At 60.5% G+C, this 25,554-nt stretch carries 18 protein-coding genes and 5 pseudogenes; 13 read left to right on the plus strand and 10 right to left on the minus strand.

The features are described 5' to 3' along the window. From GV044_RS19620 to GV044_RS19635, 4 genes and pseudogenes are all read right to left on the minus strand, one after another. A pseudogene (locus GV044_RS19620) lies at positions 1-140 on the minus strand (IS110 family transposase); the annotation flags it as partial. 238 nt (positions 141-378) lie between these two features. Beyond that, the gene (locus GV044_RS19625; protein WP_159874076.1) at positions 379-1,725 is read right to left on the minus strand and encodes a diguanylate cyclase; all 1,347 of its coding nucleotides are present in this window, start codon (positions 1,723-1,725) and stop codon (positions 379-381) included. Between the two features lie 237 nt (positions 1,726-1,962). After that, a pseudogene (locus GV044_RS22900) lies at positions 1,963-2,349 on the minus strand (SOS response-associated peptidase family protein); the annotation flags it as partial. Between the two features lie 533 nt (positions 2,350-2,882). After that, positions 2,883-3,059 (minus strand): hypothetical protein, encoded by a 177-nt coding sequence (locus tag GV044_RS19635; protein WP_159874078.1) that lies wholly within the window; start codon positions 3,057-3,059, stop codon positions 2,883-2,885. 659 nt (positions 3,060-3,718) lie between these two features. On the opposite strand from GV044_RS19635, the gene GV044_RS19645 reads away from it, so the two are divergent. From GV044_RS19645 to GV044_RS19660, 5 genes and pseudogenes are all read left to right on the plus strand, one after another. Continuing rightward, positions 3,719-5,914, plus strand: coding sequence for an ATP-dependent RecD-like DNA helicase (locus GV044_RS19645; RefSeq protein WP_201299173.1), 2,196 nt, complete (start codon positions 3,719-3,721; stop codon positions 5,912-5,914). A 1,040-nt stretch (positions 5,915-6,954) separates the two neighbouring features. Further along, positions 6,955-7,203: pseudogene (locus GV044_RS22905) on the plus strand (Chromate resistance protein ChrB); the annotation flags it as partial. A 228-nt stretch (positions 7,204-7,431) separates the two neighbouring features. Next, the gene (locus GV044_RS22425) at positions 7,432-7,911 is read left to right on the plus strand and encodes a chromate resistance protein ChrB domain-containing protein (protein ID WP_236555130.1); all 480 of its coding nucleotides are present in this window, start codon (positions 7,432-7,434) and stop codon (positions 7,909-7,911) included. Further along, positions 7,908-9,311, plus strand: coding sequence for a chromate efflux transporter (gene chrA / locus GV044_RS19655; RefSeq protein WP_159874084.1), 1,404 nt, complete (start codon positions 7,908-7,910; stop codon positions 9,309-9,311). The genes GV044_RS22425 and chrA overlap by 4 nt, the downstream gene beginning before the upstream one ends. 14 nt (positions 9,312-9,325) lie before the next feature. Beyond that, entirely contained in the window at positions 9,326-10,054 is a 729-nt protein-coding gene (locus GV044_RS19660) for a superoxide dismutase (RefSeq protein WP_159874086.1), read from the plus strand. A gap of 27 nt (positions 10,055-10,081) precedes the next feature. Here the strand turns inward: GV044_RS19660 and dmeF are convergent, their stop codons facing one another. From dmeF to GV044_RS19675, 3 genes are all read right to left on the minus strand, one after another. After that, positions 10,082-11,017 carry a CDF family Co(II)/Ni(II) efflux transporter DmeF gene (gene dmeF, locus GV044_RS19665; RefSeq protein ID WP_159874088.1) on the minus strand — a complete coding sequence of 312 codons (936 nt, stop codon included), beginning with the start codon at positions 11,015-11,017 and terminating at the stop codon, positions 10,082-10,084. A 513-nt stretch (positions 11,018-11,530) separates the two neighbouring features. Next, positions 11,531-13,483: a diguanylate cyclase gene (locus GV044_RS19670; RefSeq protein WP_159874090.1), complete on the minus strand. Its 1,953-nt coding sequence runs from the start codon at positions 13,481-13,483 to the stop codon at positions 11,531-11,533. Positions 13,484-13,682: 199 nt separating this feature from the next. Further along, a complete protein-coding gene (locus GV044_RS19675) occupies positions 13,683-15,038 on the minus strand; it encodes a serine hydrolase (protein ID WP_159874092.1) in 1,356 nt (451 codons plus the stop codon). Positions 15,039-15,264: 226 nt separating this feature from the next. On the opposite strand from GV044_RS19675, the gene GV044_RS19680 reads away from it, so the two are divergent. Next, complete coding sequence (locus GV044_RS19680; protein ID WP_159874094.1) at positions 15,265-15,597, plus strand: NUDIX domain-containing protein; 333 nt, start codon at positions 15,265-15,267, stop codon at positions 15,595-15,597. A gap of 549 nt (positions 15,598-16,146) precedes the next feature. Here GV044_RS19680 and GV044_RS19685 read toward each other — a convergent pair. Beyond that, positions 16,147-16,740: a phosphatase PAP2 family protein gene (locus GV044_RS19685; RefSeq protein WP_159874096.1), complete on the minus strand. Its 594-nt coding sequence runs from the start codon at positions 16,738-16,740 to the stop codon at positions 16,147-16,149. Positions 16,741-16,872: 132 nt separating this feature from the next. Between GV044_RS19685 and GV044_RS19690 the strand changes: the two genes are divergently transcribed. Continuing rightward, on the plus strand, positions 16,873-17,076 hold the full coding sequence (locus GV044_RS19690) for a hypothetical protein (RefSeq protein ID WP_159874098.1): 204 nt from the start codon (positions 16,873-16,875) through the stop codon (positions 17,074-17,076). Positions 17,077-17,396: 320 nt separating this feature from the next. On the opposite strand, the pseudogene GV044_RS19695 reads toward GV044_RS19690, so the two are convergent. Further along, a pseudogene (locus tag GV044_RS19695) lies at positions 17,397-17,621 on the minus strand (transposase); the annotation flags it as partial. 368 nt (positions 17,622-17,989) lie between these two features. Here GV044_RS19695 and GV044_RS19700 point away from each other — a divergent pair. From GV044_RS19700 to GV044_RS19710, 3 genes are all read left to right on the plus strand, one after another. Continuing rightward, positions 17,990-20,419 carry an EAL domain-containing protein gene (locus GV044_RS19700; protein ID WP_256377307.1) on the plus strand — a complete coding sequence of 810 codons (2,430 nt, stop codon included), beginning with the start codon at positions 17,990-17,992 and terminating at the stop codon, positions 20,417-20,419. Positions 20,420-20,669: 250 nt separating this feature from the next. Next, entirely contained in the window at positions 20,670-20,930 is a 261-nt protein-coding gene (locus GV044_RS19705; protein WP_159874102.1) for a response regulator transcription factor, read from the plus strand. 92 nt (positions 20,931-21,022) lie between these two features. Further along, a complete protein-coding gene (locus GV044_RS19710; RefSeq protein ID WP_159874104.1) occupies positions 21,023-21,550 on the plus strand; it encodes a hemerythrin domain-containing protein in 528 nt (175 codons plus the stop codon). Positions 21,551-21,962: 412 nt separating this feature from the next. On the opposite strand, the gene GV044_RS19715 is transcribed toward GV044_RS19710, so the two are convergent. Beyond that, on the minus strand, positions 21,963-23,072 hold the full coding sequence (locus tag GV044_RS19715; RefSeq protein WP_236555131.1) for a glycosyltransferase family A protein: 1,110 nt from the start codon (positions 23,070-23,072) through the stop codon (positions 21,963-21,965). 49 nt (positions 23,073-23,121) lie between these two features. Between GV044_RS19715 and GV044_RS19720 the strand changes: the two genes are divergently transcribed. From GV044_RS19720 to GV044_RS19730, 3 genes and pseudogenes are all read left to right on the plus strand, one after another. After that, complete coding sequence (locus GV044_RS19720; protein WP_159874108.1) at positions 23,122-23,478, plus strand: hypothetical protein; 357 nt, start codon at positions 23,122-23,124, stop codon at positions 23,476-23,478. An 841-nt stretch (positions 23,479-24,319) separates the two neighbouring features. Continuing rightward, positions 24,320-25,303, plus strand: a complete 984-nt coding sequence (locus GV044_RS19725) for an ATP-dependent RecD-like DNA helicase (protein WP_159874110.1) — start codon at positions 24,320-24,322, stop codon at positions 25,301-25,303. A 125-nt stretch (positions 25,304-25,428) separates the two neighbouring features. Then, positions 25,429-25,554: pseudogene (locus GV044_RS19730) on the plus strand (IS110 family transposase); the annotation flags it as partial.

The following is a 25,554-nucleotide window of genomic DNA, read 5'->3' on the forward strand; positions in this document are numbered from 1 at the left end:
CAGGCTGGAAGCTTTAACACGTAGTCGATCAACGTCTGCCGGCGCATCGATCGGCGCACCACTACCGCGCCAGCTGCATCGACGCCAACAATGCTGCACGAGTTCTTGCCGAGATCAACACCAAGGATCACAATAGACATCGGTCCGTTCCTTCTCCTTTTCTGACGCCAGCATCATATCCGACGCTGGGGGAAAAGGGGCGGGCCATCCCATAATGAGGGGCAGAGGTTGCGGAGCGCGAAGGGCGGTCTGAACGGCCGCAAATGGGTCCGATTGCTATTCGAACAGCAGCGACCCGGTCATTTAGCGATCCTAACTCTGGTGTTTTGGGTCAACAACGAGGACCACGAGGCGCGACCTCCACATGCGGATGGCATATCAAGCCGGATCGCTCGCTGCCGGTGGTGCGATTACGTCCGAGACCATCACGCGATTGCGGCCGGCGTGCTTCGCTTTGTAGAGAGCAAGGTCTGCGGCTCGGATGAGCTCACTTGGCTCGCCCACCGCGCCTTGCGGGCCGGCCTTAGCACTGCCGACACCAATGCTGACAGTCACCACGTCTGAGGTGAAGCTGCTTCCGTGGGGAACGCTCAGACCTACGACACTTGCCCGTATCCGCTCAGCTACGTGCTGCGCCCCAGTGCTGTCCGTGTTGGCTAGGATCACAGCCAGTTCTTCGCCACCGTACCGAAAGGCCGCGTCGCCTGGTCGCTTGATTTTGGCGAGAACGCACTTCGCTATAGCCCGCAGGCAATCGTCGCCGGACAGATGCCCGTACTCGTCGTTGAACTGCTTGAAGTGATCCACGTCAATCATCAGCAAGCTCATCTGCATCTGCTCACGCTGAGTACGGCGCCATTCGCGAGCTAGTGTCTCATCAAAGAGGCGCCGGTTGCCCAGGCCAGTCAAGCCGTCCTGGCGAGCCAGCGCTGTGAGTTCATCTTCAAGCCTCTTCTTCTCAGTGATGTCGCGAGTGACCTTGGCGAACCCGACGTGCTCCCCCGCATCATTGTAGATCGGTTCGATGATGACATGAGCCCAGAACGGCGATCCGTCCTTGCGAACACGACGAGCCTCAGCTTCGAACTTGCCTGTGTCAAACGCGGTCTGCAGTGCGAGTGTCGGTGCCCCGCTGGCCTGATCGTCATGTGTGTAGAAGCGGGAGAAGTGCTGTCCGACGATCTCGGACCACTTGTAACCCTTAATGGTCTCTGCACCGAGGTTCCAGCTGGTGACATGCCCGTCTATGTCGAGCATGTAGATGGCATAGTCTCGCACGGATTGTACGAGCATGCGGAATTGCACCTCGCTATCGAACAGCGCCTGCTCGCGCTTGCGCACCTCCGTTATGTCGCGCGTGATCTTGGCGTAACCGAGCAGTTCACCATCATCGTCGCGAATGGGGTCAAGGATGGCGTGAGCCCAGAACTCGCTCCCGTCTCTTCTGACCCTCCAGCCTTCTGCCTCAAAGCGCCCGTCTCTCGCAGCTATCCTCAGCGCTCGCCCGGGTAAGCCCGCGTCACGATCTTCCCGGCGAAAGAAGCACGAGAAGTGTTGGCCTATAATCTCGTCTGCGAAGTATCCCTTGAAGCGCTGCGCACCCGCGTTCCAGGTGACAACCCGCCCCTCGGGATCAAGCATGTAGATGGCGTATTCCGAGATTGAGCCGACCAGCAGCTGCAAGCGTTCATTCGTCAGATGCTTGTCGAACTGGAACCCTGTCATCTAGCCCTCGCAACTGGCTATCACGGCCTTTAGCAGCAGTGCTGCCAACAAAGCAGGTGGTGCTTTCATGTGCAAGCCGCTCGTGATGCGACCAGAGGCACCTCAGCGCGGTCGGTTGCGCGCGTGGACAGCTGTTTCGCGGTAGGTGCGATATCATTGGAATGCAAAGCCCAACCGTTGTGCAAGGGGGACTGCCAGCAGCCGGGCTTTGGCCCCAGGAGAGTGGGACGTTGCCGACTAACCGCCCAACCTTGCAATTACATTGACAGTTTGCGACGAGGCGAGCGCTTCACCTCCCAAGGCGCTCGGCTCCAGTGCAACCTCTGTGCTACGTTCAATCAGAAGTGGGGTGGTGCGAGCCTTGCAAAGCTGCAGCGCAGCGGCGGCCTTTCCCCGTGTCCACTGCTCCCAATCCTTTTGGGCGAGAATGACTGGCATCTGTCGGCCGCAACCATCGGCCGTGATCACCATCGAGTACGAGTCCCCCCAGTCGTCCGTCTGCCGCCAGATTCCTGCTACTGCGATGAGCTCGTCGCCCGCCACCTGGTACCAAGTCCAAGTCATGTCGCCGCGCTCGCCCCCAGCTTCAGCCCATGCCGAAATCGGGATCAGGCAACGACGGAACCGGAAGCTCTCCTTTCACATGGAGAAGGTGCGCAGCTTGTTTGCCCGGACGTTGGTCACCGGCTTGGACTTCAGTGCCCTGCCAGTCCTAGGGCTGATCTCCTGACGAGGGAAGCCCCAAGCCATTGTGCGTACTTCGTCGCCTACGACGACCAGTCCTTGGTCACCGGGGAAGATAAGGCTTGCAAAAGTCCTCAAGGCCGATGGCGACGCGCCAAAGCTGCTCGCCACTTGCTCGGTCGACTTGCTAAGACGGTAGACGTTGCACATCGTGCTCGAGCATCGCTACGTTGCGCCAAATGTCAATTACGACAACAGGTTGATCACGGGTGGAGCGCCAGCCTGAGCGATCTGCTTCAACAAGCCGGCGCAGAGCTGTACCGGGTCAAAGGAGCAAGAAAGAAGCTGCAATTGGCGACAGCCGTTTGAACACCTGCTGTTGCAAGTAGAAGAGCCTACCGAACTAGCCAGCGCGGGTAGCGCGTCAGGGGTACGCGGCGATTACAATGAAAGAGGGCGCTCGGTGTGCGTCATCAGCGCAGCTTCTGCCAGCTATGGTCCACCGTTCCCGTAGCTCGTTCATGTGCTAAGCGTTGACTCACCACTTCGTCGAGCCGCGCGCCTACACGCCATCTTTGTGCTTGTAAGCGCAGGATCTTTTGGTCGATCTTCTGGATCTGCTCGCGCAAGCAGGCTTCCGACTGGTGCATGTTCGTCTCCTGACCGGACTGCACTCTGGCGCGCTGGGCGCTTCTCGCCCGAGAAGACCGGCGAGAGACGAATCTCTCGCCGGTAGTGGATGAGGATGTTCAGGAACTCTGAACTTCCTCGGGTCGCCTCTTCAAAGGCTTGCGCTTAGTACCAGGCCTTAACTGCTGTTGCTCGATCAGCCACGCCTTCTGGTCCGCCGCGAGATCTGCGGAGCAGAGCTTGCGCGTCGCTGCGCATAAGCAATGGCCGACAGCGGCACACTGTCGTGAGCCGCCCAGAACTCGGCGAGGATGTCGCGCTGAGCAGGCGTGCTGGTGATGCGGTGTGCTAGTTCTTGATAGCCTGACCGAGGCTGCCGGTGCGAAGATCGTTTTACAGTTACCTTGCTCTCAACGGCCTCGGTCATGCGCGGCAAACTCCCCCGTTTGCATTCTCTTGTCACCAGGCCAACTCTTATGAGCTCTAGGTGCCGGTGCTGATCTGATTGGACGTTTAGCGCTTCTTGCCGCAACGCTACCAGCATGATTCTGCGTACGGTGACGTACCCAGCGGCTGCCGCCATGACGGCATCTTACCGATCTCTCCGCGCGTGCCCGGGCGATTGCAGAGCTAATCGACAGAGCGTTGTCCAACCACATCGCGCACGTATATTCGGATGATGGCCCTCGGACCTGCCAACCAGACACAGCAGACGGGCATGCGGCCCCATGGCGACCAGATCGCCGGCTCGGTTGAGCGCGTCACGTTCCACAACGCAGACACTGGCTTTTGCGTTCTTCGGCTGAAGGTCAGGGGCCAGCGCGATCTGGTCACGCTTATTGGTCATGCGGCGGCAATCGGCGCTGGCGAGTACGTCGAGGCTAGCGGCGTGTGGCTGAACGACCGAAATCACGGCCTCCAGTTCAAGGCCGAGAAGGTCGAGGCGACTGTGCCCACCACGCTCAAGGGTCTGGAGAAGTATCTCGGATCGGGGATGATCAAGGGTATCGGCCCGGTCTACGCGGCCAAGCTCGTGGCGGCATTCCAGCACGATGTGTTCGAAGTCATCGAGAAGGAGCCTGAACGCCTCCGAGAGGTGACCGGCATTGGTCCGGTGCGCGAGGCCAAGATCATCAAGGGCTGGAGCGATCAGCGCGCCATCCGCGAGATCATCGTCTGGCTCTACAGCCATGGCGTCAGCTCGGCGCGGGCTGTGCGGATCTTCAAGACCTATGGCGAGCAGGCGATCGCCACGATCAAGGCAGATCCCTATCAACTCGCTCGAGACATCACGGGCATCGGGTTCAAGACCGCCGATGCGATCGCATCGAGCATCGGCTACGGCAAGGAGGATCCACGCCGTGTCCGCGCGGGTGTCAGCCATGCGCTGACCACTGCGATGGATGATGGCCATTGCGGACTCCCTCGGGACGATCTGCTCAGATCAGGCGCGAAACTCTTGGAAGTGCCCGAGCCATTGATCGAGCAAGCGCTGGAGGATGAACTTGCCTCCGGCGAGGTGATCTCCGGTGTGACGGAAGGGCGCGAGGTCATGTTCCTCGCCGGCCTATACCGCGCCGAGCAGTCGATAGCCGATCGGCTGCTCGGCTTGCGCGAAGGTCTGTTGCCATGGCCTGCCATAAACGCCGAGGTGGCGATCCCCTGGGTCGAGGGCAGAACGGGCTTGGAATTGTCACCAAGCCAGCAGGCAGCGATGCGCCTGGCGCTCTTGTCAAAGACTTGCGTGATTACCGGTGGCCCTGGTGTAGGCAAGACCACGCTGGTCAACTCGATCCTGAAGACCCTTGCTGCAAAGCGGGTCGTGATAGCTCTTGCCGCTCCGACTGGACGCGCCGCCAAGCGCCTGGCCGAGTCCAGCGGAATGGAAGCCATGACGCTGCACCGGCTGCTCGAAAGCGATCCAGGAGAGGGTGGCTTCAAGCGCAACGAGCATAACCCGCTCGAGTGTCAGCTGCTGGTCATCGATGAGGCCAGCATGATCGACGTGATGCTTATGCACGCGACCCTCAAGGCACTACCAGCTGGCGCCGCTTTGCTCCTGGTCGGAGACGTCGACCAGCTGCCGTCCGTCGGACCTGGGCAGGTTCTGAAGGACGTCATCGCGAGCGGTGCAGTGCCGGTTGTCCGGCTCACCGAGGTGTTCCGCCAGGCGGCTACAAGCCGCATCATCACCAACGCCCATCGGATCAATGCGGGAACCATGCCGGACCTGTCTGCGAGAGGCGAAGGGGACTTCTTCTACGTACAGGCAGACGAGCCCGGGGAGGTTGCGGAGAAAGTGGTGGACCTTGTCTCCCGGCACATTCCCCGGCGCTTCGGCTTTGAAGCGGCCCGCGACATCCAGGTTCTCTCGCCCATGCAGCGGGGCGGAGCAGGAGCGCGTGCGCTGAACACGCTGCTACAGCAGCGCATCAATCCGCCAACTGAAGAGTTCGTTGAGCGCTTTGGCCACCGATATGGACCGGGGGACAAGGTCATGCACATCGTCAACGATCGTGAACGAGACATCTACAACGGCGACCTGGGCGTCGTTACCCGGATCGATCATCAAGAGGCTGAGCTAACGGCGATCTTCGGCGAGAACGAAGCCACCTTCGACTTTGGTGAGCTGGACGCTCTCCAGCTCGCCTACGCAACGACGATCCACAAATCGCAAGGCTCGGAATACCCCGTCGTGGTTCTCCCGCTAACAATGCAGGCCTACACCATGCTCGGCCGCGAATTGATCTACACGGCCGTGACCCGAGCGCGCAAACTCCTCGTCCTGGTCGGGTCGCGAAAAGCGCTCTCCATTGCGGTCAAACAGCGGCAGCCCCGGAGATGGTCACTCCTGCGAGAGCGGCTCTCCAAGTAGCAGCAGCGCTCTCGACGAGGTTTGTGGATCGTGCATTCGCGCCTTCAGGCGAGCAGGTAGCGGAGCAGCTAAATCGCATTGCGAAAATCAGAACCTTGCTCCGCGTTCTTCGCACTTGCAGCATGACGGTTACGTCAGCATAGAAGACGAGCCTTTCAGGCATCTTCTTCCAAACTTCATCAGGGCTGGTCTTCGGATCGGCCCTTTCTTTTTCCAGGGGAGCCAAGATGGTCCGCAACCAAGGCTGGCAAGTTGAACTGCGACCGCTCTTTGGAAACGTGCGGGCGGCCGGTTAGGTCAACAGCAGCCTCCGGTCGGACCTGAACGAATGAGCGAAGTTGGGTAGCAGATATGTGATCCTGAGCGTCCGCATCTAGGCCGATAGGCGATGCGAAGTGGGGCTGACGGCAGTAAATCCATGCACCATCTGCAGCTTTTCGCAGCCCTGTTACTGCTATTGCGCTGTGGAACCGGGGCCGGCTCCCCAGGCGTGTGCGAAGTTAGCGCGTGCGCTTCTGCTCGTCCGATGTACGCAGCGATCTCCAAGGTACGATCTTGGCCTTTTGCCGCAACGAAGGCGAGGCGCCGCTTGACCTTCTTCATGGTCCACTTGCCCGCGGCAAAATTCTGCTCCGCGAGCACCGCTGTGGCTGCATAGAAGGCAGTGGCGAGCAGCGCCTTGCCTTCGAAGCTGGTAAGATGCCTCACCAGTGGTTTCGCGTTCTTTCGCAGAGCCTTGGGTATTTCGATCCCGCCGACACGCTTTGGCAGCTTCGATGTCTTGGACATCACAGACCTCTCGTCGGACACAAAGGTTGCGAAGGACGGTAAGATCCCCGCGACGGCCCTAATCCGCACTCCTGATGACCGACGAAGTGTGCTGGCGGGAAGCGCTTCTCCAGCTTTCAGCATCGCGGCGGTCGGGATTTCGTTGGCATACGGGCTGGGAGTGGAGCGGCGGGCTGATCAGCAATTTCGAGCACTCGCGTTATGATATAGATGTATCATCCACGTGCGATGTCTGATACACAAGCATCCACATGGAATCGTCCTACACGACTGAGTGGCTCACACTCCTGCATCAGCTGCCTGCTAAGCCGCCCTATTTACGGGTGAAAATCTGGCGCAAGCTTCAGGGTGTCGGTGCCTTGCCGATCAAGAATGCGGCGCATGTTCTCCCGCCCGGCGAGGAGAATGAAGCGGCCTTCCAGAACATCCTTGAAGACGTGGTCGCAAGCGGTGGAGAAGCGATCCTGCTTCGCGCTCGACTGCTGGCGGGCCAAACTGACCCTGAGCTTCGAGCACTGTTCGACGCGGCTCGCGACGCCGACTACGACGAAATCGCCCAAGCGGCGCGGCGCCTTTTGCATACCGGTCCTGCGAGTGGCTCCGACATAGCAAAGCTGCACAAGCGACTGGCAGAGGCCGAACGCTTTGACTTCTTCGGAGCGCATGGCCGACAGGCAGCCGAGGCGGCGCTCGCCGAAGTAGACCGACAACGGTACCGGCACCCTGACGTGAGCAGGCAAGAACCTGCTGCGGCACTGGAGCCGGCGACTCTGATCGGCCGTACCTGGGTCACCCGCCGCGGGGTTCATGTGGATCGTATCGCGTGCTCGTGGTTGATCCGTCGCTTTATCGATCCGCAGGCGAGGTTCCGTTTCGTTGACGCCAAGACGCATCAGCCGGCGCCGGGCGAGCTTCGCTTCGACATGTCGGATGCCGAGTTCACGCACGAGGGTGATCGCTGCAGCTTCGAGACACTCCTCTTGCACTCGGGTTTCGCCGAGGACCCGGGGCTCTCGGCGATCGCCGAGATCATCCACGAGCTCGACATCGCAGACGGCAAATTCGGCCGGCCAGAAACGGCGGGCGTGGGCGCGATGCTCTCCGGCGTATGTGCAGCCATCGACGATGACATCGAGCGTATCGCCCGCGCCAGCGACGCACTGGACCAGTTCTACGCCTTCTTCTCCGATCGAAAGTCGAGCCGATGAGTGTCACCGCCGTTCATGCTACGACCGGGCCGGCAGCGGTGCCGGATCACGGGATCACGTTCAATGAGGCCGTTCGTGTCTGGGCGCGCGTGGCGGCGCTGTCGTTCGGCGGACCAGCGGGCCAGATCGCGGTCATGCACCGTATCCTGGTCGATGAGAAAAGGTGGATCGGAGAGGAGCGCTTCCTTCACGCGCTCAACTATTGCATGCTGCTCCCGGGCCCCGAAGCTCAACAGCTGGCGGCATACATCGGCTGGCTGCTTCACAAGACCAAGGGAGGTCTGGTCGCAGGCGCGCTGTTCGTCCTGCCCGGTTTCCTGGCCATCCTCGCGCTGAGCTACATCTACGTTCTGCTCGGCCATGTGCCGCTCGTGGAGGGCTTGTTCTTCGGGTTGAAGGCGGCGGTTCTTGCGGTCGTGCTCCAGGCGGTCGTTCGGGTCGGCTCGCGCGCGCTTAAAAACAACGCCCTTCGCGCGATCGCGGCGGCGGCATTCGTCGCCATCTTCTTTCTCAACGCGCCGTTCCCGTTGATTGTGCTGCTTGCTGGCCTGGGCGGCTATATCGGCGGACGCGCTGGAGCAGCCGCGTTCAAAGGAGGCGCAGGCGGACATGGTCCCGCCGGAGGCGAGGTCGTGCACGACCGTGAGACCGCACTAGGCGAAGGTCTGCCCGACCACGCGAGACCCAACCTATCCTGGTCGCTGAGGATCTCGGCTCTATTTCTGGTGCTTTGGCTTGCTCCGGTGGGGCTGTTGCTGGCCTTTGCGGGCCCGGACAGCGTGTTCACACATATCGCGACCTTCTTTAGCCAGATGGCGGTCGTTACCTTCGGCGGAGCCTACGCCGTGCTTGGCTACGTGGCACAGGAGGCGGTCGGCACATATCACTGGGTTTCGCCGGGCGAGATGCTGGACGGTTTGGGGCTTGCCGAGACCACTCCGGGCCCGTTGATCATGGTGACTCAGTTCGTCGGCTTCCTTGCTGCTTATCGCCATGCTGGCGTAATGGACTCGCTCGTGGCGGCCACGCTGGGCGCGGTCCTCACGACCTGGGTGACGTTCATGCCCTGCTTCCTATGGATCTTCGCGGGAGGCCCGTTCATCGAGCGCATGCGCGGCAAAAGGGCAATTTCGGCAGCGCTTACTGCGATCACGGCGGCGGTGGTAGGGGTCATCCTCAATCTGGCGCTCTGGTTCGCGATCCACACGCTGTTCCGGAGCGTTCACGAGGTGCAGGTAGGCGGCGGAGGCTTCAGCGTGCCCGTGCTCACGAGCATCAACCTGCCTGCCCTTGCACTGGCGACCGGAGCGGCGGTCGCGGTGTTCCGCTTCAAGGTGGGGATGATCCGAGTCTTGTTCGCCTGCGCCGTTCTCGGCGCCGCTTACGTGCTCATGGCGTGAATGGAGAAATCTCAATGACGGACTTCACCCGGCGTTCTGCCGTTAAGGCATTTGGAGCAGGCGCGCTGGCGGTGGCGACCATCGACAGCGCAGCGGCAGCGGCCCCACAACCGGCGACGAGCCCCCCGGCATTCACGGGAAACTTCCAGCCCAAGCCTCTGAAATTCGACCCGGGGAAGCTTGATGGCCTATCCGAACGCCTGATCAAGTCTCACTGGGAGAACAACTATCAAGGCTCGGTCAAGACGCTCAACGCCGTGCGCACACGTCTCTCTGCCGCGCTCGCCGACAAGGATGCGCCACCGGCGATCTATGGCGGGCTCAAGCGGGAGGAACTCCATCGCACCGGTTCGGTCGTGCTGCACGAGATCTACTTCGATGGCTTGGGTGGCAATGGCCAGGTCGCTGGATCGATCAAGGACGCGCTCGGAGCGGCTTTCGGATCGTACGCGACTTGGGAAGCTGAGTTCCGCCGCACCGGCATGTCGCTCGCTGGGGGATCTGGTTGGACGATCCTCACCTTCAACCAGCATACAGGCACATTGAGCAACCATTGGGCCTGGGATCACATGCATGGCGCCGCGGCCGGTCTGCCGCTGCTGGCGCTCGATATGTACGAGCATAGCTTCCACATGGACTACGGGACGCAAGCGGCCAAGTACATCGATGCCTGGTTTCGCAATGTAGACTGGGAAGTCGTCGATCAACGGTATCGTCGCGCCATTGGCGCATCGCGCGCCTGACACTCCGATACGCGAGCCTGGGAGTCTTTACCTCGTCTCGACCGTAAGGTGAGCCAGTTCATGAACTGGCCGGAGGCGCTCGCGGATCGATTCAACGTCGCTGATGCCGGTCACGCTGACGATAGCCGCGTGGGCCTCGGGGCCGACGCGCCAGACATGAAGATCCGTCAGCCGAGCGTCTCCGGGCCCCTCGACGAGGTCTCGTACCTCCTGAGCGACGTGAGCGTCGGTGGTGTCGAGAAGGATCGCAGCGGTCTCTCGCATGAGGCTCCAGGACCAGCGGGCGATCACCACCGCGCCGACAATCCCCATGGCCGCGTCCATCCACACCCATCCGAGATAGCGGCCGGCAAGTAGCGCGGCGATCGCCAGGACAGAGGTAAGGGCATCCGCCAGCACGTGGATGTACGCGGACCGCAGATTGTTGTCGCTGCTGTGCGCCCCGTGTCCGTGATTGTGCCCGTCGTGGTGATGACCGTGATCATGTCCGTGCCCATGCCCATGGCCATGTCCGCCGCTCAGCAAAAAGGCGCTGGCAATGTTCACGAGCACTCCAATCACGCCAATCCACGTAGCGGTTCCGAAAGCCACCGTGACGGGCTGAAGCAAGCGCAGCACCGACTCCGCCCCAATACCGTAGGCGATGAGACCCAGGACCAGCGCCGACGCGAAGCCCGCCAAGTCGCCGACTTTGCCCGTGCCCAAGCTGAACTGCGCGCTGGTTGCATGGCGTTTGGCAAAGGCATAGGCGGCGGCCGCTACCGATAGGGCACCCGCATGCGTTGCCATGTGGAATTCGTCGGCCAGGAGCGCCATCGAGCCGGTGATGTAGCCGTCCGCGATTTCGCCCACCATCATCGCGGCTGTCAGCACGACGACCCACGAGGTTCGCCGCGCGTTCTCGTCGTGCGCCGCGCCAAGGAAGACGTGGTCGTGTGTGAGGGGCGCAGCGTTGGCTTCCATCCTCGACACCTACTTCGCGTAGCGGCGGATCGGCCTCGCGAGCGAGTGTGAGGCTTGCATTAGAGGCACTCGCGATGAGAGCCACTGTTGCGGCGCCGACGCGAAATGATCCGGCGATCCGGCGCACCCACAGAACCGGGCTGGATTGATTGTGTGCACACCGAGGATGATCGTTCACTGGCACCAATCTGACGTGGGTTAAACTTGCTTCGCCGCGCATCACACGGACGCCTGTCCTGAGCCAGCGTGAAAGTGCATATGGGGCGCACAGGTGTTACCTATGGCGGCGTTGGCCTAGGTACGTGCAAGCAGTTCATTCATTGCGCGTGCTCTTCTTCGCTGAGTTGCTCTTCCGTTGCAGTGCGTCGTGGATCCCGCAGCCGATCCGAATAAATATGAACCGACATAATACAAGGACCACCGTACCGAACGTCCATGCACGATAGGTAGGTAGGGCAATGCCCGATCAACCCCGCGTTCAAGGGCCGGGCTAGCCGCTGCCAATGCGCTGCGTTACGCCGCCGCTCCGATCCGGCGGTCGTCGGCGAGTAGGAGTGTGTCTTTCGCAGTTACCGGGCGGGAGCACAGCTCGGCAATCTCGATGCGGTCTCGGCCGCCTGCCTTCGCCCGATAGAGCGCTTCGTCAGCCCGCTGTACGAGCGTGTGCAGCCGTTCGGCCGTCCTGCAGCAGACGATGCCAACGCTGAACTTCACAGGTACAACACCTCCAGCGGTGCTCACCCCGGCTGCCAGTGCGTCCTTTACCCTGAACAGCGCGCCAACGGCCTCGGCCTCGGATGCGCGCGGGAAGATGACCAGGAACTCTTCGCCACCCCAGCGCGCAATCACGTCGTCCTTGCGCAGAGCACCACGGGCGACGTCGGCGAAGGCCACCAGCACCTGGTCGCCGCCATCGTGTCCATAGGTGTCGTTAATGGCCTTGAAGTGATCAATGTCGACGATTGCAAGGGCGAGCGAGTCTCCGGTCTTGGTGTGGGTGGACACAAGGAGGCTCTCATGCTCGCTGACGAAGCGCCGGTTCAACAAGCCGGTCAACGGGTCAGTGTTCGCGATCCTTGTCAGCTTACGCCGATGGTAGAAGCTCATGCCCAGGATGATGAGGACAAGCAGCAGGCCGATGAATGCGGCCCCGGCCAGGATGGACTCGCGCTTGGCGCGCTCACGCTCCCTTGTGGCAGAAAGGTCAAGTTTCTGCCGCAGCTCCTCGTTGCGCGCCACCGCTCGGTCCGCGTCGAGTCTAGCGCGCAGTACAGCATTCTGCTTCATCTGTTCGGACGCGCGTTGCCGCTCGATGCCACGCACATAGATGTTAAGGTCGCGATATGCGGCTGCCGTCCTCCCAAGCTGTTGGTTCACATCGGATCGCAGGCGAAACGCCTCTGGAGCAGAGCTGGAGGCTGAGAGAGCGTCCGCCTTGGCGAGAAGGCCGTTCAGAAGATCGAGCGCCTTCTTGTGCTCGCCGGTCAGATTGGAGATGCGCGCGAGAAGCAGGCGTGCTTGCGCCTGTGCGAGCTCGCCGTAACGGCCGAAAACCACTTCGGCTCGCTGGCACGCAGCCCTGGCGCGATTGAGGGCCCGCAGCTCAATGAGCGCTGAGCAAGTCTGGAGATCGAGGAAAGCAGAGCCGACCGGATCGACGCCTGCAGGCGCAAGCGCGCGCGACCGGTTGAAGTCTGTAAGAGCGGCCTGAAATGCACCGCGCCCGAGGTTAAACACGCCGCGAAAGTAGAAGTCGGTCGACAGTGCTACCATCCGCTTGCGTGCCTGATCCCAATCGATAACTTCACCGATCAAGGAGATGGCTTGCAGATGATCGCCTGCCCAGTCCACCACGCGTGCGAGCTTCTCGGTCGCTATGACGTGCTGCCGGCTGAGACGTCGATCAGAAGTCGCCCGATACGCCTCGGCCAGGTAGACGACGGCGCGCTCCGGAGCTCCGCGCATCCGCTGCATCTCACCAAGTGCGATCTGCAGACATGCGTCAGCGGCGGATCCTCGTAGGGCACCTTGCCGGGCCCTTTCGACAAGCGCTACAGCGCTGTCGATCTCGTCTTTGTTGAAGCCATTGATTGCAAAGCGGGTGAGCAGTTCGACACGCAGCGGGTTGTTTGAGCTCAGTTCGCCTTTCAGCAGGCGCAGCGCCGTTCGTCTTGCGTCTGCAGGGCGCGACAAGGTGTCGTAGGCCTCAGCCCGCGCCGCTTGGCGCCAGCTATACCGCATGGTCCCCAACGAAGCCGGAGCGTCCCTCGCGGTTCTGGCAAGCACCGCTCCTGGGTCTTGACCGGCCAACTCAGCCAACTGGCGCAGCTCCTTCGTAGGAGCGTCCATGCAGCCGGCATGCGCAACCTCTACGCTCGCCAGTGAGGAGCAGATCAGCACACAGGCGACCGCAATTGTGCGGCAGCACGGGAGCAATCCGTTGATGACATGGGCAACGGCTCGCATTGCGCTAATCCTGAGAGAACTACGCCGATGTTAGCTGGGAGACGATAATCTAAGGTAAACAGGGCCGTGCTGCGCAACCCGAAGCCGACCGCTTGTGGCTGCCTTCTGGGCCGGAATAGGTGGATGGCGACAGCTAGGGCGCTGCAAGTTGCCGCTCAAGGATCACAACTAGGTCTCGCTGAGGCACCTCAACTTGGGGCTACTTCAGCGCCTTTGAAACGTCCGCGGCAAAGCGGGCGATGTCGAACCGAGCCGTGCTGGGATCTTCGCCGCGCCGGACTACTACCAGACGTTCAGACGGAATGACCATGACGTACTGTCCGCGGTTGCCTTGTGCGGCGAAGCTGCCTTGAGGCAGCCCTTCTTCAGGACCGAACAGCCACATCGTCGCGCCATAGCCTGGCCCGCTAGGCGGCTGCGGTCCGGTGGGTGCGGTCATGATGCGCATCCATCCTTGCGGCAATAGCCGCTTGCCTGCCCAGACTCCGTCCTGCGGCCAGAACAGTCCCAGTCTCGCCAAGTCTCGCGCTGTCGACCAGACCTGACTGGAGAGGATGTAATTGCCATGCCAGTCCGTTTCGGCAACCGTGTGCGACATCCCGAGCGGGCCGAACAAGCTGTCTGGCAGCGACCGGTACGGTTCCTCGCCGATTGCCTGTCGTGTGGCATAGACAGCCAACAGGATGTCGTTGTTGGCATAGCGGAAACGGCTGCCGGGCTGGGCCTCCAATTGCCAAGATACGACCTGGTCATCGACGGTACTGCCACCGAAGTAGATGTCATCCGTGCGGTTACCGGCGGTTTCGCTATGCAGCCCTGATGCCATACGCAGAAGGTTGTCGTACGTGATCGCCCGCCGTGGGTCGCCGGGCTTCCACTGCGGCACGGATGCGGGTGCATCTAGCGGGCTTGCGCCAGCGAGGCCGATGAGCGTGCCGGCAATCGACTTGCCCACCGACCATGTGCGATTGGACACGAACGGTCCAAAGCCGCTGCCGTACCGCTCGGCAACAACTCGGCCGTCCTTCAATACGATCACGCCTGCTGTCTTCGCGCCCACGCCATATGCGTTCCCGAACGCCGCGCCAACGGTTCTGGCCAGCTTGGGGGAAGGGTGCGGTGCTATGCCAGCATCACCCTGCGGCCAGTGACGAGGATCCGCTGCCGCGATCGAGGGCGCCGAGGCAAACCTGCCGGCACTGGGTGCTGTGCTGCCGATCGGCAGGGTCACGCAGCCACGCTTGTTGGTCCACATCGCATAGCGAGGGGGCATCTGTGGATCGAACGACACTGCAACGTTGCGGGTATGATGATCGACGGCGGCTTTCAGGGTCGGCACGATCTTGTCGTACTCGGGGTAAATGCCGGTCAGCTCGTCAGCGTCGATCTGCGCAGGGGTGCGCCCGGCGTTGAAGATGCCGGAACAGTAGAACGCCGCCTTGTAACCGGCTGCTATCGCCCACTGGTAGGTACCTGCTGAGGGCTGCGCGACAACCTGCGCGTCTGCGGGGGACGAAAAAAGGAGAACGAGGCCGGCTGTCTTCAGGATCCGCATGACCGCGTCATTCCATCCGGCCAGCCAAACGGCAATCCGTTTCTCAGATCCCCACACTTCGAGGCATAGCACGCCTCATGCGTTTACGGCGGTCATTATGCGAGATTACGCTCGATCCCTGCCGAGCCAATCGAAGGCCACCGTTTCAGTTGTTGGCCAACAACGGGTCAATGATCAAAGGGCTAAGATGATGGGGGCGTCACAAAGAAGTTGGGTCGGGGGATCGATGGCTGAAGTGATAGAGGTCACCCAGGCTATCCTGGTAGATGACACCGGACGCCTTCTTGTGGGATTGAGGTCGCATGACAAGGTGGCTTGGCCAAACTGCTGGGACGCAATCGGCGGCAAGCTCGACAAAGGGGAAAGCCCTGCCGAAGCTTTAGCCAGGGAACTGAACGAGGAGTTGGGGATCACTCCGACCGCTATAGCCTCGCTCGGATCGTACGAGAGTCCTGGTGCGGGAGGTAGCTCGATTTTGCGCCGGCATATGTTCGCTCTCGCCGAATGGAACGGCGGTGAGCCCACCAACGTATCTGGGGAGCACACCGACGTGCGGTGATTCGATGCCACACGAATCAGCCGACTAGAGAACCTCGCTTTCGAGAACATCATCCAGCAGGCACCGCTTGCCTTTGCCTTCGCATCTTCGAGGCCTGTAAGCGGGCCGTTCTAGATCAAGCAGTGTCTGCGCCCCACCAGAAGCAAGCTGCCGTAGCCAATCTGACCGGCATCTATTCTCACAGCTCTGTGCAGCTCATAGTCGCCGGTCCGCTCACCACCCGATCTCGCCCTTCTACTTTTGAACTATGCCCCCTGAGAGCTGCCCGCCGTTCAGATGAACGAATAGGCGAAATCGGGAAGCGGGGATTGCGGTCTAAGTGACCGCAACTGGGTCTAATCGTGGTCTGACCGGCGGATGATGTCACATTGCGAATAGTGACGGCCACGAACACTTGCGCAATCGGATGGCCCACAGCACTCCCAGTGAGTAGGTTTGCTGTTGCCCTGAGATCGGTTAAAATGTCGTCGCAAGACCGGCACTACCGGCGTTCGATGCGACTGGGTTGATGCTCCGAGCCATACGCCTGCTGCGTTCGACTGCCTTTCTCTAAGAAAGAAAGGTTATCGGCAGCGCGATTGTTGCACCTAGAAGGCCTCCCGCAGCGATATCGCTAGGGTAATGGTGGCCACAACCCATGCGCGCCCAGGCCATCGCCAGCCAGAAGCCGAGCGCCAACGGCCACACAATGGGCACAGCCTGCACAAGCGGGATCAGTGCTGCGGCCAGCGTCATCGCGTGGCCGCTGGGGAAGCTGTGCTCATCCAAGGAGGCCAGCAGCGGCTCAAGGCTGTCGCGCAAGTTGCAGGGGCGGCTGCGTGCGCATGCCGCCTTCAGCCATGGATAGAGCAGGTGCGCTATGGCCATGCTCAGTGCAGCCGCAACAAGGGGTCGCGCCACCCAGTGTGCCATGTACCACAGGGGAAGGGCTATGATCGGATAGATGGCGCCGTTGCCGAGCCAACTGATAGAAATCGCGAGCGCGCGTATACCCGGCCGTCGGGTGCCACGCCAGGCCAACTCCACAAACTTGATTTCGCGTTCCGATAAGTCGTTGAAAAGCGATCGAAGAGGATCAAGCGCCTCATGGCCGGCGATCCTTGTCCGTGCAGATGCGAGTAATATCCTAGGTCGCGCAAGCATGGCGGCACCCCCGTGATAAGCGAAAGATCGCTCTTTTTCGCTTCCACGGCAAGTAAAAGGTGTTGAGTGCCTGGCTGAATTGGCGTTTGCTATTCGACGTGGAGTGCTCCGTGGGCGGGATTGGAGGGTGTCATGGCTACAGATGCGCACGCGTATCCTTACGCGTTTCACGTTGCGCTCGATGGTAACGGCGTAAACGGCTTGGAAGGCATGGCCGGGGTCTGCCTGTTCCGGTTCGATCCGGACGGCAATCGGTACGCCTGGAAGGTCAGCTACTTCGATGGCATCGGGGCAGGTCATGCCGTCTCGATCGATCCTACAGGGCGCCTGGAATGAACCCGATCGAGTGGGCCGCCTCAACCCATCGGGGAGCAAGCGGGCAGGCTTAGCTTGGCTCACGCGAGGCGGTAGATGTGACCGGCCTCCTCGCATGCCATTTGCCTTTGCTGTCGCGCGCCAGCGGAACACCGCAAGCCTCGCACAAGGCGATGTATTCCCCATCCTTGTCGCGAGCTATCGAGACCACCGAGGGTTTGTGGCGGCCGATGGCGCAGAAGATCGACATGTCGTTTGAACCCGCTCTCGGATCAGCTTGTGCCTTCTTTGTCCGCTACTGTCGATCCTTGGATATCCAAGTTGGGGACACAACGTGGATCGATTTTTAGGTTGAGCGTGCCGAGCCGCGTATCCAAGCTGCGGTCGCGGTAGCCATTGCGCCAGGTGCTGCGCTCGGCAGACGGCTCGTGGCGGCCGGCACCGATAAGGCCATCGACATCGGCCTCCATGATGATCTGCAGCACGCTCTCTGCGAAACTACGCAGGGAATCGCCGTCTCCGGTCTTCGCCATCAGCTCGGCAAGCGGTAGTCTGTCGTCGGTCATCGGGAAAAACTCCTCGGGTGTTGGTGAAGCTCGACACTTCCACCTTAACCGATGAGCCCGGTGGCACCGAGCCGCCGATGCCGGGGTGGGGCCTCGCCCCACCCCGGCATACACCGTCATCTACACCCGGGAAATTACACCACGACCGCGGACGCCAGCCAATCGGTCGGCATGCTGCTGACGCGACTACCCGAGTTCTGCACCTTAACCGAAACCGCGAGAGGCGGCAGGTCGAGTACGTCGACTACATCGCAGCGGCAATGACGCTACCGCGTGCCGTTCCGTCTACGGACCTCGACCGATTAGCGTAGCAAGCAGGGCCACCGGTCAGCTCTGCTGACCTGCTTAAGCGGTGTACAAGTGATTAGATGGACTATGCTGCAAGCCGGCTGACGGGCCCGCGCCCGCCATCAAGGCTTTGCCGATTCGTCAACTATTTTAGTGCAAGCTCCTTTTGTCCTTCACTATGCAGTTGCCAACCCGTGTTCCCTTGGAAAGCCAGCAAGTTCGGTAAGCGTTACAGGTCACTTGCGATAGTGGTGTGTCTCGGAGCGCTTTTTGGCGTTTTAGGCGCAGGGGATCCACTCGAAGATGCTTTTCACGTCGCGCGGAATAAGCTTCGGATGCACCAAGCGAGCGGCCAGGTAGTCCTCATCGGCGTGGATGAGCGTAGTGTTGCCGAAGTAGGCACCGCGACTTGGTCGGAAAGAGATCTCACGCGACTTCTGTCGGCTGTACGGAAGGTCAATCCCCGGCGCGTACATTTCGATCTAGATCCGACAAATTCGGCATCACTCCCGCAGGATGGCTTACTGGCGAAAGAAATGCGCCGACTGGGTTCCCGTCTGTCTTTGTCTACGCGTTTTGCCATCGACCCGGCGACAGGTCAGCGCAGCGAAAGTAGCCCATTGACGAACCTTGCGCGCGACGCGCCTCTTGTCAACGTCAACACCAAGATCGGGTGGGACAACGTGGTGCGGCAACAACCGTTCGCGGTGCGATCCCACGGACGTGCCGTCTTGTCGCTGCCCGCCTATCTCGCAGGATCAACTCGGTTCGATACAGAAGCCGTGTTCCCAATTGATTACGCGATTGATCTCAGAAGTATTCCTGTTCTGAGTGCCAGCGACGTCATCAACGGGCGCTTTAAGGCGGCTCAGCTAGCAGGCAAAGACGTGGTAGTCTCAAGGACCGATGTTGACGCGAGGCGATATAATGCTCCCGGGTACTCGGTCGTGCCCGCTATTTTGATCCAGATCGTAGCGGCAGAAACGCTTATCTCTGGCTCTCCTATAGACCTGGGCTGGGTCGCAGCCTTCATATTAGCCGCTGTGCTCGCGTATGGCGTACTACAGAGCTCGACTCGAGCCTCGGCGGGTGTAACGACAGCTTTAGGCGTGGTCGCGCTGCTGACGATTCCACTGTGGCTGGAGAGCGTTCAGGTCCACCTCGTCGTCATCCCGTCAATTGTAGTCTTGCTTGGGGCAGGCTGCGCGCGCGCATGGGCAGAGTGGCGAAATCATCTGCACCGGCGAGGCAATACAAACCCGGTCTCCGGGTTGCCGAACCTGCTGGCGCTTCTAGAAATCGGTACGGTGGCGCAAGGCATACTTGTCTCGCTCAGGATTCAGAACCGCTCCCAGATACGCGCTTCCCTTGAAGACCAGCGCGAAAAGGAGCTGGTAGAGCAGGTTGTGAACAGGCTTCGCTTTGGCGCCAATGGTTCTCCCGTCTACCAAGCGGACGACGGCACCTTTGTATGGATGAGCCAAGCTCCAGAGGGCGAGTTACAGCAGCAACTGGACGGTCTTTATGCGCTGTTCCGAAGCCCTGCCGTTGTCGGCGCTAGACTGCTGGATGTACAAGTCGCCTTCGGTTATGATGTAGACGAAGGGCGGCCACTCTCGCAGCGCATTGCCGGCACGCTCGCCGCCGCCGATGAAGCAGCCCGCGAGGGGCTGCGTTGGAAGTGTTTCGATCCTGCTTCGCTTGACGATGCAGAGTGGACCCTGTCCCTGCTGAGCCGTCTTGATCAAGCGCTTGAGGCAGGGCAACTCTGGGTGGCATACCAACCCAAACTTGATTGCATTACTGGTGTAACGGTTGGTGCTGAAGCGTTGGTTCGGTGGACGCACCCCGAAAAAGGCAACATCTTCCCTGACCAGTTTATTGGAGCCGCGGAGCGAAGTGGCCGTATAGCGGAGCTTACCAGGTTTGTCCTCGACGATGCTGTGAGCACGGCATCCCATATCAACGGCTTAGGACGTAAGTTCTCTGTCGCTGTGAACCTTTCAGCTACGCTTCTTGCGGGTGATGCCATCATTTCGATGGTGCGGGATACCATACACAAGTATCGGTTCGCTCCTGATCTTCTGGTTCTTGAGATAACGGAAACCAGCACTCTGCGAAGTGGAGCCGAAGCAGAAGAAGTGCTGCGTGACCTAAGTCAAATGGGTGTGCAGCTTTCTATCGACGACTATGGTACCGGTTTTTCGACGCTAGAGTATTTGAAGCGAGTTCCCGCGTCCGAGATCAAGATCGACAGAACTTTCATATCTATGCTTCACCGATCCCAGAGTGATCGGATCATGGTGAATTCTACGATCCAGTTGGCCCACTCGTTGGGCCGTAAAGTCGTAGCGGAGGGCGTTGAGAACGCCGAAATCTTGGATGAACTGATTTGGATGGGGTGTGACATGGTGCAGGGATACCACACCGCGCGACCGATGCCGAAATGGGCGTTGCACAGCTTCCTAGAATTAAACGGAACTGATAACCGGTCCGAGGCGTTGGGTTAGCTTTTTTCTAAATTTTTCAGTTAAGGCTTGTTAACGATCTTACGGCGGGTTATATCGATCTGCGACGCATGGGGGCGTCGGCAGAGCGGAGACTTCTATGATCTGGCGTTGGCTTTATGGCGAAGGTTGGGGTTGATCCAACCTGTTGGTAGTCAATCAGAAAGCCTCGCCACGGCGAGGCTTTTTTTGTGAAGCACTGGTTTTTTAATCGTCGCGCATCCTTCGCGTGCCGAAACGGGCATATCCACGTATGGAAGCCGTCGCCCGCATTGGTAATGTCAGGCAGAACAAGTACAGGTCGTCGTCAGCGCTAGTATTGCTTGATCTCACCCCTCGCGAGCGCGAGGTGCTCGGCCTCATCTGCGAAGGCTTCGACGACAAGGCCATTGCGAAACGCCTCGCACTTTCCGGAAACACGGTGCGCAATCATGTCGCCGGCATCTACGGGAAGATTGGTGTCAACCGCCGCGCCGCCGCCATCGCCTGGGCTCGCGAAAGGAAGCTCACCTAGATAAGGCAAGCAGATCGGCCAGGCACGAGTTGGCCCCCAGATCGTTAGCTAACGGAGAATTGCAGAAAACCGTCTAACGCGAGGACAGATCCATGACCGAAGCTAAGACTGCTACGAAGGCCAAGAGCAAGAGCGGCTCGAAAACGGCGCGCAAGACGCAACGCGCGGCCGCAAAGCCCGCCGATGCGATCAAGCTGCTCAAGGACGATCACCGCGAAGTGCAGAAGTGGTTCAAGGACTACGACAAGCTGGAAGACGATACCGCAAAGCAGGAACTTGCCGACCGCATCTGCCTGGCTCTGACTATACACACGCAGATTGAGGAGGAGATCTATTATCCCGCCGCGCGCGAGGCGATCGACGACGACGATCTACTTGATGAGGCCGAGGTCGAGCATGCCAGTGCCAAGCAGCTTATCGCCGAGATTCAGTCGATGAAGGCGGGCGATCGACTGTTTGACGCAAAGGTCACCGTGCTGGGCGAGTACGTGAACCACCATGTCGAGGAGGAAGAATCCGAGATGTTCCCCGAAAGTCGGGACAGCGATCTTGATCTGAAAGCGCTCGGTGTCCAGCTGGCGGAGCGAAAGGCCGAGCTGATGGCAGAGGCGCAGAAGTAATCGCAGCTGGCGCACGGCCGGCGATCATTGCCTCCATGCGCCGGCCCAGCTCGCGCCTCGGGGCCCAAGGCGTTTGATGAGTCAAATGTAAGTGGAAGAACATCCCATCCTACGCTCCTTCCTCCAGAGGTCCTGGTAGAGCGGGCAAGCGCTTCCTGCTTCCCAGTATTACCGCCAACCACGGGAATTCAGCAGCTCATGTTTGGACCTGCGCCGCCCGACTTGAAAATCCTAACGGCAGCTTCGGCTTATCGGACTTGCCTTCGACTATGATGAACGCGAGCGACCGGAGTGGGGAAGCCGTATCAAAGGGCTGAATGGCGGTAACTGGCTCCGTGTAGCCGCGCTAATAACGGCTGCACGACGGCACTGGGATCGCGCGGCAGGTCTAAATCGGTCCGAAAGCTGCAACTTAGAACCGAAGCGACAGCAGCAAGCCCGACGCAATCTGCACTTTGAGCATGCTGCCCAGCCAGTGCCGTGCTCGCGCAGCACCTATCTGGCGGGCGGCTTGCCCGCTGACCAGCCGTCGTGCCGCCGTAGCCCACCCAATTGTTGGTGCAGCTTCGGCACATGCCCGTGCCCAAAAGAACGCACTTGCGAGGCTCAGCGATCGGTCATCGACTAGCCGGCTCGATCCGTTGGCGCGTGCCATGCGGACCAGCCACTCATCGGCCCAGGAAAGAAGGTCTGCGCTTGGGTTAACGCTCGGCAACTTGGGGTTGCCGAGCTGCACATGTTTAGCGACGTCATCGGCTTCCATGGTCATACCCAAGCGCTCGAGCTGTTTGGCAAACAATTCGAACTTGAGACGACGCATGTCGCCGACGCGCTCGCGTATGCTCTGCCCCGGGTGCAACCGGCGGTCAATCAGCACAGCCGGCAGGTTCGCTGTTCGGTGCCTCGCAGCGATCCTTTGGAACTGGTCAATGTCTTCGCAGACACAAAACTTCGGCCGGTACGGAAACTGGCGAAAAATGTCCGCTCGGCCGGTGATCGCAGAGTTTTGAAATGCAGAGCGAAACAGGAGCCAAGCGGCGATGTCCTCGTATGCCAAGGGTGGAACACGTACACCGTGACGGCGCCTGCCCTTCCAGCAGATTTTTCCGGCACAGGCACCGACGAAGGCGACGTCCTCATGCACGGTCAGGTACTTCAACTGCCGCTCGATGCGCGTGGGCCTCGCGATGTCGTCACTGTCGAGCCAAGCCACGTATTCGGCACGTGCCGCTGCCAATCCGGCATTTCGCGCATCGGGGATGCCGCGGTTCTCACCCAAGCGGATAAGGCGAACACGACCGTCATCGATCTGCTGAACAGCTTCTGCGCTCCCGTCGGTCGAGCCATCATCGATCACGATGACCTCGAGATCGCCCATCGTCTGCGCCAGGACACTCCTCAAGGCGCTGCCAACCGTCTGCACTCGGTTGAACACCGGTATGATGACCGAGACCTTTGGCAAGTGGCAGAAACTCCGGAGTTTTCGAGCGCAGCGCTTACCACAGTAAGTAAGCTGCACCATGAACGGCTAGCGAGAGATTGAGACCTCAAGATGCCAAGGGCTCCAGATTTTGGCGCCTAGCCAGGTGCTGATCGGGTCGGCGACTCTGGGCAAATCGATCTCGCAGCAGACTACGTGCACGAAGGCGCGCGGGACCAAGGGGCGCCGCGCAAACGGTGCTCTAAAGGAGCCGTTCGACGGCCTGCTCTATGTGACGAGCCACGATCTGCCGCAGATGTACGTGCTGCGCCTTCCTGCGGCCGGATCGAGCCTGGAGCATGTCGCCACCGTGCAGATCCCGGGTGAGGGTCGGACGATCTCATGGCAGCGAGCCGCCCGGCGCATGCTCTGGTCGATCAGTCGAGCCCGGCACGAGGCCATTCAGGCCCATGTGCCAGCGACATCGGTTCCGGCGTTTGGCGAGTAGCACCGGTCGGCAAGGCCGCCTGTCGCCCGCGTTCAAGTGGCGGTGACAAGCGGACGGCTTCTCGCGAGAGAAGACCGGCGAGAGACGAACCTCTCCCCGGTAGTGCATGAGGATGTCCAGGAAATCTGCACTTCCTCCGGGTCGCCTCTTCAAGGCTTGGCTTAATACCAGGCCTTAACTGCTGTTGCTCGATCAGCCACGCCTTCTGGTTCGCCGCGAGATTTGCGGGGCAGAGCTTGCGCGTCGTTGCGCATGAGCGATGGCCGACAGCGGCACACTGTCGTGAGCCGCCCAGAACTCGGCGAGGATGTCGCGCTGATCAGACGTGCTGGTGAGGTGGTGTGCTAGTTCTTGATAGCCTGACCGAGGCTGTTGGTGCGAAGAACGGTTTACAGTTATCTTGCTCTCAACGACCTCGGTCATGCGTGGCAAACTCCCCCGTTTGCATTCTCTTGTCACCAGGGCAACTCTTATGAGCTTGAGGCGCGGGTGCTAATCCGATTGGACGTTTAGCGCTTCTTGCCGCGACGCTACCAGCATGATTTTGCGTACGGTGACGTACCCAGCGGCTGCCGCCATGATGGCGTCTTACCGATCTCTCCGCGCGTGCCCGCGCGATTAAGACGCTAATTCACAGTGCGTTGTCCAACCACATCGCGCACGTAGGTTCGGATGATGGCCTTCGGACCTGCCGACCAGACACAGCAGACGGGCATGCGGCCCCATGGCGACCAGATCGCTGGCTCGGTTGAGCGCGTCACGTTCCACAACGCCGATACAGGCTTTTGCGTTCTGCGGCTGAAAGTCAGGGGCCAGCGCGATCTCGTGACGCTTATTGGCCATGACGCTGCACCGGCTGCTCGAAAGCGATCCAGGAGAGGGTGGCTTCAAGCGCAACGAGCATAACCCGCTCGAGTGTCAGCTGCTGGTCATTGATGAGGCCAGCATGATCGACGTGATGCTTATGCACGCGACCCTTAAGGCACTACCAGCTGGCGCCGCTTTGCTCCTGATTGGAGACGTCGACCAGCTGCCGTCCGTCGGCCTTGGGCAGGTTTTAAAGGATGTAATCGCAAGCGGCGCGGTGCCGGTTGTCCGGCTCACCGAGGTTTTCCGCCAGGCGGCGACAAGCCGCATCATCACCAACGCCCATCGGATCAATGCGGGGTCGATGCCGGACCTGTCTGCGAGGGGCGAAGGGGACTTCTTCTACGTACAGGCGGACGAGCCCCGGGAGGTCGCGGAGAAAGTGGTGGACCTTGTCTCCCGGCACATTCCCCGGCGCTTCGGCTTCGAAGCGGCGCGCGACATCCAGGTTCTCTCGCCCATGCAGCGGGGCGGAGCAGGAGCGCGTGCGCTGAACACGCTGCTACAGCAGCGCATCAATCCGCCAACTGAAGAGTTCGTCGAGCGCTTTGGCCGCCGATATGGACCGGGGGACAAGGTCATGCACATCGTCAACGATCGTGAGCGAGACATCTACAACGGCGACCTGGGCGTCGTTACCCGGATCGATCATCAAGAGGCTGAGCTAACGGCGATCTTCGGCGAGAACGAAGCCACCTTCGACTTTGGTGAGCTGGACGCTCTCCAGCTCGCCTACGCAACGACGATCCACAAATCGCAAGGCTCGGAATACCCCGTCGTGGTTCTCCCGCTAACAATGCAGGCCTACACCATGCTCGGCCGCGAATTGATCTACACGGCCGTGACCCGAGCGCGCAAACTCCTCGTCCTGGTCGGGTCGCGAAAAGCGCTCTCCATTGCGGTCAAACAGCGGCAGCCCCGGAGATGGTCACTCCTGCGAGAGCGGCTCTCCAAGTAGCAGCAGCGCTCTCGACGAGGTTTGTGGATCGTGCATTCGCGCCTTCAGGCGAGCAGGTAGCGGAGCAGCTAAATCGCATTGCGAAAATCAGAACCTTGCTCCGCGTTCTTCGCACTTGCAGCAGGTTCGAGACCGGTCCGCTGTCAGTCTGGTTCTTTCATGCCCTTACGGCCGAAGGCTTGCCAGCGATCTGCATCGATGCCCGTCACGCCAAGGCTGCGCTCGACATGGCAGCCAACAAGACGGACGCA

The organism is Novosphingobium sp. 9U (assembly GCF_902506425.1).
GTDB lineage: Bacteria > Pseudomonadota > Alphaproteobacteria > Sphingomonadales > Sphingomonadaceae > Novosphingobium.

Bases quoted from the DNA above. Each gene is read 5' to 3' on its own strand.
- GV044_RS19675 (WP_159874092.1), bottom strand. From the start codon at position 15,038: ATGCGGATCCTGAAGACAGCCGGCCTCGTTCTCCTTTTTTCGTCCCCC.
- GV044_RS19635 (WP_159874078.1), bottom strand. From the start codon at position 3,059: ATGCACCAGTCGGAAGCCTGCTTGCGCGAGCAGATCCAGAAGATCGAC.
- GV044_RS19685 (WP_159874096.1), bottom strand. From the start codon at position 16,740: ATGCTTGCGCGACCTAGGATATTACTCGCATCTGCACGGACAAGGATC.
- GV044_RS19680 (WP_159874094.1), top strand. From the start codon at position 15,265: ATGGCTGAAGTGATAGAGGTCACCCAGGCTATCCTGGTAGATGACACC.
- dmeF (WP_159874088.1), bottom strand. From the start codon at position 11,017: ATGGAAGCCAACGCTGCGCCCCTCACACACGACCACGTCTTCCTTGGC.
- GV044_RS19670 (WP_159874090.1), bottom strand. From the start codon at position 13,483: ATGCGAGCCGTTGCCCATGTCATCAACGGATTGCTCCCGTGCTGCCGC.
- chrA (WP_159874084.1), top strand. From the start codon at position 7,908: ATGAGTGTCACCGCCGTTCATGCTACGACCGGGCCGGCAGCGGTGCCG.
- GV044_RS19690 (WP_159874098.1), top strand. From the start codon at position 16,873: ATGGCTACAGATGCGCACGCGTATCCTTACGCGTTTCACGTTGCGCTC.
- GV044_RS19700 (WP_256377307.1), top strand. From the start codon at position 17,990: ATGGACTATGCTGCAAGCCGGCTGACGGGCCCGCGCCCGCCATCAAGG.
- GV044_RS19710 (WP_159874104.1), top strand. From the start codon at position 21,023: ATGACCGAAGCTAAGACTGCTACGAAGGCCAAGAGCAAGAGCGGCTCG.
- GV044_RS19645 (WP_201299173.1), top strand. From the start codon at position 3,719: ATGGCCCTCGGACCTGCCAACCAGACACAGCAGACGGGCATGCGGCCC.
- GV044_RS19725 (WP_159874110.1), top strand. From the start codon at position 24,320: ATGACGCTGCACCGGCTGCTCGAAAGCGATCCAGGAGAGGGTGGCTTC.
- GV044_RS19660 (WP_159874086.1), top strand. From the start codon at position 9,326: ATGACGGACTTCACCCGGCGTTCTGCCGTTAAGGCATTTGGAGCAGGC.
- GV044_RS19625 (WP_159874076.1), bottom strand. From the start codon at position 1,725: ATGACAGGGTTCCAGTTCGACAAGCATCTGACGAATGAACGCTTGCAG.
- GV044_RS19705 (WP_159874102.1), top strand. From the start codon at position 20,670: ATGGAAGCCGTCGCCCGCATTGGTAATGTCAGGCAGAACAAGTACAGG.
- GV044_RS19715 (WP_236555131.1), bottom strand. From the start codon at position 23,072: ATGGTGCAGCTTACTTACTGTGGTAAGCGCTGCGCTCGAAAACTCCGG.